The 11,590-nt window shown below is 50.4% G+C and carries 13 protein-coding genes and 4 tRNA genes; all 17 read right to left on the bottom strand.

Translation table 11 applies throughout. The features are described from left to right. Positions 1–23: 23 nt before the first annotated feature. The 17 genes from TPH_RS14615 to sigH all read right to left on the bottom strand — a co-directional run bounded on the left by TPH_RS14615 (position 24) and on the right by sigH (position 11,400). A complete protein-coding gene (locus TPH_RS14615; RefSeq protein ID WP_081578577.1) occupies positions 24–197 on the bottom strand; it encodes a chemotaxis protein CheW in 174 nt (57 codons plus the stop codon). Between the two features lie 693 nt (positions 198–890). Then, on the bottom strand, positions 891–1,262 hold the full coding sequence (locus TPH_RS02595; RefSeq protein ID WP_015049668.1) for a response regulator: 372 nt from the start codon (positions 1,260–1,262) through the stop codon (positions 891–893). 33 nt (positions 1,263–1,295) lie between these two features. After that, positions 1,296–2,300: a methyl-accepting chemotaxis protein gene (locus TPH_RS02590; protein WP_148275824.1), complete on the bottom strand. Its 1,005-nt coding sequence runs from the start codon at positions 2,298–2,300 to the stop codon at positions 1,296–1,298. Positions 2,301–2,444: 144 nt separating this feature from the next. After that, entirely contained in the window at positions 2,445–2,702 is a 258-nt protein-coding gene (locus tag TPH_RS02585) for an STAS domain-containing protein (RefSeq protein WP_015049666.1), read from the bottom strand. Continuing rightward, positions 2,672–5,407 carry a chemotaxis protein CheA gene (locus tag TPH_RS02580; protein ID WP_015049665.1) on the bottom strand — a complete coding sequence of 912 codons (2,736 nt, stop codon included), beginning with the start codon at positions 5,405–5,407 and terminating at the stop codon, positions 2,672–2,674. Before TPH_RS02580 ends, TPH_RS02585 begins: the two co-directional genes overlap by 31 nt. Then, positions 5,400–5,783, bottom strand: a complete 384-nt coding sequence (locus TPH_RS02575; RefSeq protein WP_015049664.1) for a response regulator — start codon at positions 5,781–5,783, stop codon at positions 5,400–5,402. The genes TPH_RS02580 and TPH_RS02575 overlap by 8 nt, the downstream gene beginning before the upstream one ends. Before the next feature lie 73 nt (positions 5,784–5,856). Next, positions 5,857–6,219, bottom strand: coding sequence for a protein-glutamate O-methyltransferase CheR (locus tag TPH_RS02570; RefSeq protein WP_201764481.1), 363 nt, complete (start codon positions 6,217–6,219; stop codon positions 5,857–5,859). Positions 6,220–6,225: 6 nt separating this feature from the next. Continuing rightward, the gene (locus TPH_RS02565) at positions 6,226–6,795 is read right to left on the bottom strand and encodes a HEAT repeat domain-containing protein (protein ID WP_015049662.1); all 570 of its coding nucleotides are present in this window, start codon (positions 6,793–6,795) and stop codon (positions 6,226–6,228) included. Then, complete coding sequence (locus tag TPH_RS02560) at positions 6,770–7,057, bottom strand: chemotaxis protein CheB (protein WP_015049661.1); 288 nt, start codon at positions 7,055–7,057, stop codon at positions 6,770–6,772. Before TPH_RS02560 ends, TPH_RS02565 begins: the two co-directional genes overlap by 26 nt. 128 nt (positions 7,058–7,185) lie before the next feature. Further along, a complete protein-coding gene (locus TPH_RS02555) occupies positions 7,186–8,781 on the bottom strand; it encodes a chemotaxis protein CheW (protein ID WP_015049660.1) in 1,596 nt (531 codons plus the stop codon). 12 nt (positions 8,782–8,793) lie between these two features. Next, a complete protein-coding gene (locus tag TPH_RS02550) occupies positions 8,794–9,153 on the bottom strand; it encodes a methyl-accepting chemotaxis protein (protein ID WP_269077491.1) in 360 nt (119 codons plus the stop codon). Positions 9,154–9,961: 808 nt separating this feature from the next. Beyond that, positions 9,962–10,138, bottom strand: coding sequence for a hypothetical protein (locus TPH_RS15325; RefSeq protein WP_015049658.1), 177 nt, complete (start codon positions 10,136–10,138; stop codon positions 9,962–9,964). A gap of 217 nt (positions 10,139–10,355) precedes the next feature. Beyond that, a tRNA-Thr gene (locus TPH_RS02545) sits at positions 10,356–10,431 on the bottom strand. Between the two features lies 1 nt (position 10,432). Continuing rightward, positions 10,433–10,508, bottom strand: a tRNA-Met gene (locus TPH_RS02540). Between the two features lie 3 nt (positions 10,509–10,511). Beyond that, positions 10,512–10,596: transfer RNA gene (locus TPH_RS02535), tRNA-Tyr, on the bottom strand. Positions 10,597–10,610: 14 nt separating this feature from the next. Beyond that, positions 10,611–10,687 (bottom strand) — tRNA-Thr (locus TPH_RS02530). A gap of 68 nt (positions 10,688–10,755) precedes the next feature. Continuing rightward, on the bottom strand, positions 10,756–11,400 hold the full coding sequence (sigH, locus tag TPH_RS02525) for an RNA polymerase sporulation sigma factor SigH (RefSeq protein ID WP_015049657.1): 645 nt from the start codon (positions 11,398–11,400) through the stop codon (positions 10,756–10,758). Between the last annotated feature and the right edge of the window lie 190 nt (positions 11,401–11,590).

Below are 11,590 nucleotides of genomic sequence, written 5' to 3'. Positions count from 1 at the left end.
GCGGAGCGATTTTTCCCCCTTTCTTAGAATCTTAGAAAGCATTTTCTCGGAAGATGTCCGTTGAGGTGAGCATTACTCCTTCCCACACATGGGTTAATGTGCCCTGGTATTCTGGTAACTGGCGTATCCCCGACTATTTCCCGGACGTCGAATATGTCCACGCCGTAAAGTTCGCCCGCCAGATCGAAAACTACCAGTTTTTTACCATCGGACCATCCCTTATTTCATGCTACAGCAAGCCGCATACCCCATGTTCGCCGGAGCACGGGCCAACTGCGGCGAAAGCAGAGATAAAGCCTATCAGGCGAGGCAATGCCGTGGCTGTGAAACCCTCTGCAGGGTCACCCGCCGGCTTTCTTTTAATTTTTTAAATTCAACGGTCAAGAAATAACCTCAAATGAAAAAACCTCTTCGGTTTCCAGGGGAAATCAGGAAATTACGAGGAAGGCCTGAAACTCATGGAGGTAAAAACACACGGATGGAGATGATTATACATTTTTTCTGAAAATTGGTTTGGTTGTCAAATAATGCCCCCCCCCCCCCATGGGTTATTCTGTGATATCTGGTATTATATAGCATTATGATTACCCCCTCTAGGCTCTCGGTAATATGCATTATTTAAAATTCTCATCCTTGAGCGGACGGGCTTTCCTGGTGGAGTTTAACGCCAAATAATATTATAATTGGACAAAGTTTGGCATTATTCCTGCCGTTGGTAATTCAACAAATCAGAAATCCTTTGGGCAGGAGAAAGTTTAACTTGCTCTTTATCTTTAGAGCTTAAAGGATAAAACCTTTTTTCGTTCCTCTGTCGGAGCCGCAGAGGTGGCCCTATTGTCAAGACAGTTCTTTTAAAAATTTAAGAGCCCAACATATGTTTGGATTCCTTGCTATCTTAGAACCTTTTGAATCACCCCGATGAGTTGCTCGGGAGTAAACGGCTTGACGATCCAGCCGGTAGCTCCTGCCTTCTTCCCCTCCAGTTTCTTGTCAGCTTGGGACTCGGTCGTCAACATCAGGATCGGAACGAAACGGTAATCCGGCAGTGAACGCACCGCTTTGATCAGCTCGATCCCGTTCATCTTCGGCATGTTCAGGTCGGTAATGATCAGGTGAAACTTCTCTTTTGACCTTTTTATCTTGTTCAGAGCTTCTTCACCATCCGCAGCTAAAACCAAATCGCAACCCGCTTCCTGCAAGACGAGCTTGAGGCTTGACCTCACTGTGGCTGAATCGTCAACTGCCAGCACTCGCCTGCTCACGAAGCCACCTCCCTCTCTTGCTTCAACCCCTACTCAAAAAAGCTCGACATTCTCTCCAAGTTCGGAAATAACCTGACCTACCCGCTTTTCGTCAACACACTTTTGACCTGTCGCATCCTCGTGGTGCCTCCGCTCACTCTGGGTCGTGTAGAGCTTCTGAATCCGACTAAGGAGTTCTTCCCGCACGTTTGCAAATTCGCTTCTGGAAAGCGAAGTTACCGCTTTATCGAGCACCTCGCTCAACTCCCTAACAACCCCCTGCATGTTCCCCAGCTTCTGAGAAACTATGTCCTGATACTGGAACACTTCAACAACTGCTCCCAGGTTTCCAGCAACCTCGTCCAGCCTCCCACCAACCCCAGAAAGAGCAGAAGCAATGCTGTCAACCTTGCGGTCGAGCTCAGCAAGACTGGCCTCCAGCACCCTCTCACCATACTCGATCGCCTTAACCGAATCCTGAGCAACCACCTCAAGGGTCTTGGAAAACTCCAGCAGCTGCGACTCCAACGAATCCACCAAATCCCCAATGGCATCAAGGGATTCATCAACCATTTTGTTTAATTTTTGAATCTCCCCAGCAATGACCCCCAAGCCGCGTCCTGCTGCTCCCAACCGCGCAGCCTCAATACCGGCGTTCAAAGCGAGGATATTCGACTGTCGAAGAACACCCTCAATCTGCAGCTTGAAGTCCCGGAAACGGCTCTCCTGAAGCTCCTGGATTATCCCCAGAAACTGTTCACTGCACTCTGTAAACCTTCTGACAGCAGCCCTGCTGGTATCTACGATCTGAGAAGCAGAATCTCGGCTTCTTTCTAAAAGATCCTCGGTTTTTTCCTCCTCACGAGAAACAATTGCTGCAATGGTTGTCTTCAGTTGAGCAATTCCTTCACGAGAGCTTCCTACCATTTGTTCAACTGCTTCTATCCACTTCTCAGTACTTTTTCTTATCTCTACCCGCGTTTCTTCCAGCACTTTTTCCACAATGTCAGCCACATTTCTTACCGTCAAGAAGAATTCTTCCAGCATTCTCGTGTCCATCTGTTCCTTCGCTGATTCCTCAATCTGCGGAATCGGGGTTGGTGGAGGGGGTTCTTGCAAAGGTTTCTTTTTCCGGAAAACAAGCGAAACTGCTGCAGTTCCGAGGACCAATCCTGAAATGAAGCCCGCCAGATAATCCAACACCTAACACACTCCGAGAAACCTCAAGATGTTGCTCAACCTGGTATCAGAAGGAGGAATAAAACCAATCAGCTTGACCTCCCGAACAAAAGCCAAAAGAAGCTGGGCGATGCTGAAGTCGAAGCGCTCGAGCCCGCTCAGATCGAGGCGCGGCTCCGTTGCCCCCTTCAACTCCTGCAACTTTTGTTTTACTTCCCCAGCATCCTCCACAGTGAGGCTGCCAGTGAAAACTAAAGTGTCTCCGCTTCTAACAACAGGCATGAACTAGTTCCCCCCCCTGCCAGCAATTCTTCAGGGTTGAGCACAAGCAGAATGCTACCGTCGGGAAGGAGTGAACCCCCCGCATAAAGATTCACACCTCCAAGCTCCCCCGGAAGCGGCTTCAAAAGTACGTCAAGCTCGTTTTCAAAATCATCGACCACAAGACCTACCCCAACTTTCAAGACTACAACATAGCTAAATTCCCCAGAAGAATCTCCCGTCAGCCCTAACAACTCCCTCAGCCGAACCACAGGAACCGTTCTGCCCCGAAGGTAAACCGCTTCTTTTCCACCAAGAAGCTGGAACTGATCGGTCTGAACCCGGAGAACTTCTTCAACACCTTCAAGGGGAAGCCCATAAATTCCACCACCAGCCCGAACAACTAAAACCTTGGTCGTCGCCAAAGTGAGAGGAAAAGTCAAACGCACTGTCAACCCAGAACCAGGAGAGTTGCTGAGCTGCACACTGCCCCCTAACTGCTCGGCCACGTCTTTGACAACATCCATCCCGACTCCGCGGCCAGAAAGCTCATTTGCTTTTTTCGCAGTCGAGAAACCAGGGTGAAAGATAAGCTGGACGACCTCGTCATCGGAAAGCTGACTTGCTGCCTGCTCGCTGAGCAATCCCTTTTCTACAGCAGCATCTCTGATGCGCCCAGGATCGATTCCCCTCCCGTCATCTGACACTTCAATGAACACAAAGTGCCCTTCACGACCAGCCCGCAGCACAAGCCTCCCTTCCGCTTCCTTCCCAAGACGGACCCTCTCCTCCGAGGGCTCAATACCGTGATCCAAAGAGTTGCGCACAAGGTGAACCAAGGGCTCGTAGATCTTCTCCAGCACCGTCTTGTCAAAATGTGTCTCCTCCCCTTCGATAACCAGCCGCACCTGCTTGCCTAAGCTCCTACTGACATCACGCACAAAACGCGGGAACCGCTGAAATATCTGCGATACAGGAAGAAGCCGGAATTCCATCGCTAAATCCTGCAGCTCACGACTGATCTGCTCAAGTGCCTGATACCTTTCTTTCAGTTCCCTGGCCGCATCGGGAATCCCCCAGTGAAGCTCAAGCTTGCGCACCAGATACGGTAGACTGTTCTTGGCAACCACCAATTCTCCTGCCAACTCGAAAAGCTTCTCAACACGACTTTCCTCAATTCGAAGGTACTTCTTGGCCCGGCCCTTAGGCTGGTGAGCCTGAACCGGGGCTTGGATCACGGCGCTCGAAGAACTGCCGGGTTCAGCAGCCGCCCGGGCCTCTCCTTCTTCTTCACCACCCACCAGGGCTTCCAAGTGGTTCAATACATCCAGGCACGCATCCCACTCAAGGTCCGAAAAAAGCTGAACACGCTCTGCTACATCACTACAGCCGAGGGCCAAGGCAATGCAGGAAATCACCCGGAACAATGAAGGCCCAAAGCGATCTTTGCTACTCCGGTTCAAAGCAAGATAAATCTTTTGCTGGCGCAGGATCTCTTTCAAAACTTTTTTTCTTTCTTTCGGAAAGCTGTCTTTTGGCTTGGCTTCCCCGGAGAAATCCTTGCCCTCGGCCTGCTCTCCAAGCAGAAGCTCTAAACTCCGACACAGATCTTTCAAGGTCTCCTCCACGTTCTTTTCCGACTCGCCGTCCAGCCCAGAGCTGACACACCCCGAAAGCATCCAGGCAAAAACACACAGGGCAAATACTACGCACCGAAGCCTCTCATGACCGTGCGTCTCCAAAGCCGTCTCGAGACACTCTTCCTTCAAGAGAGCGGCTAGGTTGGAAAGAGCCGGTGTTTCTTCAGCACCGGGTCTCAGAACCAAGACGCGGTGGATTGCAGTCAAGAGTTTTTTGATGTTACCAAGACGAGATCCGGCCACATTTCTCAGATCCCGGCACACTGTCGCGTCCAGGCTAAGGGAAGACAAAAGGCTTTCGTAATTCGGTTCCCGAATGAGCACAAAGTTGAGTTGGGGGTCGAGAAACTCAACAAAATCTTCCAACTCAGAGAGCACACCAGACGGGGCTCCTAAGTAAATTTCAAACCAAGTGTAGATCCGCTCAGGTTCGATTTCATCCAGAGGGGGTAACTCTTCTGCGTGGCAAACAAACTCGATCACATCCCCGGCCTTGAGAAAGTCATCGATGATAAGTAAGGGATCCTGGCCAGTAAAGAAAAGCTCTGGGTCAAACTTCAAAACGACTTGGTAAACGCTCTTCTTTTCTTCTTCCAAAACATCGAGAATTTTCGCCCAGGCCTGAGGTGCAAGCTTTAGCAAAAAATCGTTACCGATACTGTCCGGAGAACTGGTTTGCCCACCATCCGAACTTTTCTCACCTTCCTTCAAGGTTAAAAGCGCCTCCAGGAGGTGCTTATGCTTCTCTTCATCTGCCGTTTTTCCAGCAGCAAAGGTCTCCACCAGCTCCTTCACATAGTCAAAACCCTGAAGCAAAAGGTCGGCAACCTCGGCCCTGAAAACCTTTTTCCCGGCAGCTATATCCTCCAACACTTCCTCAAGGATGTGGGTCACCTCAGAGACTCGAGACGCCCCAACAAGACCAGCAGCACCCTTTAATGTGTGCGCCTTCCGGAAAAGTTCCTCAGCAGCTTCCTTGTTCCCCGGATCCTCCTCTAAGGCAAGAATCAGGTCGGTCAAGTCCTCCAGCAGTTCGCTGGCTTCTTCGTGAAATCCCTCCACAAGATCGCCTAAGACATCATCCACTTGTTGCGACCTCCCCAGTCAGAATCCGGCCGATTTCCAGCAAGGTCTCCGGCTTCAAAGGCTTAGCGAAATGAACGTTCGCCCCAGCAGAAAGGCTCAACTCCACGTCTTTTTCTTCTCTTTCAGCGGAAATAACGGCAGCAGGTACGGCAACCAACTCTGGATTAGACCGAACTTCCCTGAGAAAGTCGACACCGGTACCCTTAGGCATGTTGATGTCCACAAGGTAAAGGTCGAATTCTTCTTCTAAGGCCTTTTCAATGCCTTCATAGGCGTTGAGCGCTTCGGTTACGATAAAACCGTTGGCTTCGAGAAGCTTCCGGTAGTAACTGCGCACCGTCGAAGAATCATCAATAACAAGGATCTTCTTTCCCACTGCACTCCCCCTCACTTCTGATAAATAATGGCGTTCTTAAACTTGCGGATTCGAAATATGGGAGCGATCCTGCTCATCGATTCGGAGTGCCCAAGGAAAATAAATCCACCCGCTGTCTGCCACCCTTATCCTTAAGCATTTCCAGGAGCGCCTCTTCCGCAAAACACTTCAACTGGTCGTACTCCCTGAAAAAGTAAGTCTCGTTTACTGTAAGCGCATTCACCAGCCTCTGAAACTCTTCCCCAGAAGCATCGCAGCGAAGGTAGAGGAAGTAGTCCCGGAATTTTTCGTGGCCCGTAGCCTTCATCCGGTCGAAGACGCGCTTTTCCACATAGTAGCGCTTGTTCTCATCGTAAAAGATACCCGTCCTGCGGTAGATGTAATCTGTAAGCCGGGCAAACTCTTCACCGAAGATCGAAAAAAAAGGCCTGTTCACCAACTTCTACTCCTCCATCTTCCGGACTGCAGTTTCTACGGCAAACTCAAGGAAAGGATCCGAAAAGCGCGCCCGCGCCGCATTGAGCGCATCCTGGTCTTCACGAGAACCGCCAATTTCACCTAAATACTCGGCAGCACTGGCAACTACGTTTACGTCCGGGTCATTTAGCACAACCGAACGAAGCAACGCAGAAGCACTAGAAAACAGCCCTTCTCCCACAACCCTCACTGCAAGTGCACGTACATCAGGGGCAGGATCCCGAAGGAGAAGCTCAATCACACGCTCTGCTCTGTCCCCCAGAAGCTGGAGGATCTCTGAAGCAGCGTTGCGGACATAAGGATTACTGCTCCGCAAAAGTTTCGCTACTTCTTCAGCCACCTCTTCTGTGCCGATCCGGCAGAGAGAAGCTACACAGGCTTCCTGGACAAAACGGCTCTCGTCTTTTTCAAGACAGGATACCAGCGATAAAACAGCCTCTGATGAAGTGTGGTCACCTAATTCTTCTGCCGCACGCAGCCTCTCCAGCTCGTCCTCACTGTTGAGCAATTCAATCAGACGGCTGAGTTCTTCCAAGGCTTCTTCCCTCCACAGCGTCAAAGATCAGTTCTGGAATCTCATAAGCCGGTGCTAAAACGTCTGCACCACCACGCTTCGCGAGCTTGCGGGGCATCCCCCCAACAACTGCGGTCTCCTCAGACTCGGCGATCGTGTAGCCGCCTCCTCTTTTGATCTCGACCATCTCCTCTACTCCGTCATCACCCATCCCGGTGAGCATGACCCCGATAATCTGATCATCACTCGCAAACTGCCGAAGGCTCCGAATGGTTACCTCCACAGAAGGGATCTCTCGATATTGGCCCGCGCCGCTGCCCTAACTCCCCGTCTCTTGCAGCATCGACTACCTCAAGGCGAGGGTCCTCTTCCAAGATCCGCTTGATATACTTGCGCATCAGTGCCGAATCATCAACAACCAGGACCCTGGTCTTCTTCATCAGTAGATGGCCCCGGCTCACTCCCTTCTTCGACTTCCTCGCCAGCTTCACCGCTGAACTGTCCAGGCCCGGTGAGTTCCTCCCTACTCTCTTGTTCGACTTCGCTGCTGAAATGCTTCAACTCATCTCTTTCTTCTCTGCTGAGCAGCCGCAAAAGATCGAGCAGGATCAGGATCCGCTCACCCTGATGCACCTTGCCGATCCCGCTCAAAAAGCTGGCCTTGCCTGACTCAACAAAAACTTCAGAGACCTGCTCGATATCACCCCGCGAAAGACCCAGAACCTCGCGCACTGCGTCAACAATCAACCCTGTCCTCGCATTCCCAAGGTCAACAACAATGATCCTGTTCACTTCACTAAGTCCCCGCTCTTCCAGACCAAACCGCTTCCTGAGGTCAACTACAGGGACAATCTCACCCCTGATGTTGATGACCCCGTCCACAAACTCCGGAGCCCGGGGAACTGCAAATATCTGGGGAACCCTGATGATCTCCTGAACCTGAGAGATCGGTGCTCCATACTCTTGAGCGTCAAGCTGAAAGGTGACATACTGCTCCTCTTCATCCCTGAGATCCAAAGTGCCCTTATCTTCTTCCTCATCCCCTTGCTCGTAAAGCAAGGCTTCGTAGTCTGCATCGCTGAACAGTTTACCTGCATCGAGAACGTGCACCAGCCTACTGCTGTCAATGTTGCAAATTCCAGCAAGAAACTCCGCCTCTCGCGTCCTTAAAAGCGCCGGAACAGGCTCGATAAACCTCTTGGGCACACGCAGCACCTCAGAAACACCGTCTACAGCAAGCCCGGCTGTGAGCCGCCTGCCTCCCCTAACAATGTTGACCACCACCACCCGAGCCCGCTCGTCAAATTCTTCTTCCCCAGTCCCAAGGATGCTCCCTAAACGGATAATGGGAAGTAGCTTACCCCTCAATGAAGCAAGCCCCTCACAGTAGTAAGGCGCACCAGGAACCTGGCTGATCTCTTCCGGAAGATAAACGATCTCCTGCACATCGACAATTTCAAGAGCAAATTCTTCTTTGCCTACCCGAAAGCTGACAAGCTGGCTCTCTTCTTCTTGCTCCTTTGTTTTCCCATTATCATCAGCAGCAAAAGTGCGGTGACTTGCCGCTGCAGCAGACTTCCTCGCTACCCTCGGGAAAAGCTTCTCCACATTGACGATGAGGACAAGTGAGCCTTCTTCGGTGACCTTCGCCACACCTTCAACAAATTCGCCGCGACCTGTTTCTTTCTTTTCGATGTCCTCTTCAGAAACAGTGACTACATCGGAAACACGGTCAACAATAAAGCCAAGTCTCTTTCCCTGATAGTCGAGGACGATGACCCGGTTGGATTCGTCAAATTCACGACGCTCGATCCCAAAGCGAACCCTACCGTTGACTACCGTCAGGATCGTGCCCCTCAGGTTGGCCAACCCTTCGATGTGGGGAGGTGTGAGGGGAGCCTTCATGAGCACAGGCATCCTGATGATCTCCTGCACAAAATCAATGTTAACACCGTATTTCTCTTTACCAAGATAAAAGCAAACCAGTTGCCTCTTTTCGTCTGACATCAGGGCCCCCTCCTACAACTGCTGCAGTTCGTCAGCCATCGCCGCTATCTCTTCAATCGCACGCTCAAGTTCTCCTGCGCCCGCAGCCTGCTGGCGTGCCGCAGCAGCAGCTTCTTCTGAGGCTGAAGCAGCTTCTTGAGCAGCCGTAGCAATCTGTTCCACTCCTTTGCGCGCCTGATCTAGAGCAGCAGCAATCTGGGCGGAATTATCAACTATCTCCTGTGCTCCAGCGTTTACCGCCTTCATGTCCTGCTCGATCGTGAACAGTTCGGCGGCTCTCGTCAATAGCCTTCGTCTGCTGCTCCATACCTCGTCTGCCACCACAACAAAACCTTTGCCGTACTCACCAGCACGCGCCGGCTCCCTAAATATTAGCCCTGTCCGTAGCAGCCACTACTCTGCACACACTGCGTCTCCCACGCAGTAACCGTAAATGTCATTGATCAACTTGAAATCATCAGAAAATACAAAAAGGCACAACACCAGGAATCTCAGGAGTCACTCCTGGAATTGTACCCTTAAGAAAACAAAACAAACCTCTATAAAAATCTACTCCAAGTTTGTTATCAACAGGGATTGATTGATTGATTGATTGATTGATTGATTGATTGATTGATTGATTGCAATTTCTGTGCCAGCACTGTAGTTAAAAACACTCCTCTCCCTCTTTAGCAACTTATTCCAATGTTTATGTTGAACGCTTTCGACAAAAAATCTCGTTTTCCTCCTGTCAACAAAAAAATTTAATAAAAAAATGGTTCTTCGCCATATAACGGACCCAAGATTTTAGACAGCGAGAAAGGGTTTTTTAGAACCAAATGTTTGTTCGCAAATAATATTCGCCGGAATTCAAAAGCAAGAGCGTACTGGAGATTCTCAAAGAGGAGAAAACCCTCTCACAGCTATCATCGGAATACGGGGTTCATACCACTCAGTTGTTAAAGAAGTGAAAAAACAACTCTGTTGCGAGAGCCGGGGCGCTATAAAAGCGGACCCGGTGGCCATCCCTGCAGGCAGCAACACCTAAACCGATAGATAGATGCGACACCGTATGGCGCTGACCAGCGGGGGTGCAGGTGAAAGGATGAACTTCGCCAAAGTCGAGATTGACGGCAGGGCTTACTACATTAAAACCAAAGGGGCAAAGCCCCCCGGGAATCCGGGGGGCCCCGTCTTTCCTTTATTCGTCCTTCACGTTTGCCATAACCTTGTTGTCGCGCATTTCGATAAAGGTTTTCAAGTTCTCCCTTAACTGATTAGGATCCAGTTCGCCGCAGACTATCAAGACAAAACTCTCTTCTATCCTGATGCAGCAATTGCATTCCTGATCATTGTTGTTATCTCTTTTCCAGCTCACCTGACTCCCCCCTCTCATGCAATTCTGAGCCGAACTGATAATATAATTTATGCAGAATGGTTTTAATTGTTAATGCTGGCCCACTTGGCAATGATGCGCGGGCATCCCTGTTGCAACCGATTTCCCCCAAGGAATCCAACAAGCGTCCGGCCGCCGGCAGCATCCGAACGCAAAATAAATTAAGCCCTGCTCTTTCCTTGCAGGGCTTAATTTCTCCTGGAGCCCACAACCGGGCTTGAACCGGTGACCTCCGCCTTACCAAGGCGACGCTCTACCCGCTGAGCTATGTGGGCGTGGTTGCGGGGACCGGATTCGAACCGGCAACCTTCGGGTTATGAGCCCGACGAGCTACCAGCTGCTCTACCCCGCGATATGGTGGAGAGGGCAGGATTCGAACCTGCGAAGGCTGCGCCGGCAGATTTACAGTCTGCTCCCTTTGACCACTCGGGTACCTCTCCACATCTTTTCTCCCTGGAGCCGACGAGGGGACTTGAACCCCTAAACCTGCTGATTACAAGTCAGCCGCTCTGCCAGTTGAGCTACGTCGGCCCGCTTTTCAGATATCTCCTTTAGACACTACATATTATACAAGGGAAATCTCAGAAGATCAAGATTCTTTAATGTTCACGCTTTTCCAGATAGCGCTCCAGTTTGCGCTTTACCCTCTGCAGGGCATTGTCGATAGACTTGACATGCCTGTTTAAATCCATCGCCATCTCCTGGTACGATTTGCCCTCCAGGTAGGACATGAGAACCTTCCATTCCAGGGAACTCAGGATCTCCCGCATCTTTCCTTCAATATCGTCGAACTCCTCCTGGCTGATGATCAGCTCCTCCGGATCGCTGATCTTGGAGCCGGAGATCACATCCATCAGGGTACGGTCGGAATCCTCATCATAGATCGGCTTATTCAAAGAAATATAAGAATTAAGCGGTATATGCTTCTGGCATGTTGCCGTCTTAATAGCGGTGATTATCTGTCTCGTGATGCACAATTCCGCAAATGCCCTAAACGAAGAGAGCTTGTCACCCCGGAAATCCCGAATCGCCTTAAAAAGCCCGATCATCCCCTCTTGAATAATATCCTCGCGGTCCGCACCTATTAGGAAATAAGACCTCGCTTTAGCCCTTACAAAATTCTTGTACTTGTTGATCAGGTGCTCAAGTGCGACGTCGCGACCATCTTTGGCCAGCTCCACAATGTCCTCATCAGACATACATTGAAAAGCTTCACTTGCCTCTTGCCGCGCGAGGGTAGACATTAACAACATCGCCTCCCAGGAGATTTTAGGGGTAAAAACTACGCTGCTGCAACAGTTCTCCTAAAGGAGTAACATGTTTTTTACAAAGTCGAAATGCTAAATTCCACCGCGGTGCTTTCAAGCCCAAAAACACACATTAGGCACACCTCTCTCACTTATCTCTTCAGCAATTGATTCGGAGGCACAAAAA

Origin of the sequence: Thermacetogenium phaeum DSM 12270 (assembly GCF_000305935.1) — a bacterium.
Classification (GTDB): Bacteria; Bacillota; DSM-12270; order Thermacetogeniales; family Thermacetogeniaceae; genus Thermacetogenium; species Thermacetogenium phaeum.
The sequence above is the reverse complement of the archived record's forward strand: the minus strand, read 5'-3'. Positions and strand labels throughout refer to the sequence as shown.

Bases quoted from the DNA above. Each gene is read 5' to 3' on its own strand.
- TPH_RS02555 (WP_015049660.1), bottom strand. From the start codon at position 8,781: ATGTCAGACGAAAAGAGGCAACTGGTTTGCTTTTATCTTGGTAAAGAG.
- sigH (WP_015049657.1), bottom strand. From the start codon at position 11,400: ATGTCTACCCTCGCGCGGCAAGAGGCAAGTGAAGCTTTTCAATGTATG.
- TPH_RS02590 (WP_148275824.1), bottom strand. From the start codon at position 2,300: ATGGACACGAGAATGCTGGAAGAATTCTTCTTGACGGTAAGAAATGTG.
- TPH_RS02585 (WP_015049666.1), bottom strand. From the start codon at position 2,702: ATGCCTGTTGTTAGAAGCGGAGACACTTTAGTTTTCACTGGCAGCCTC.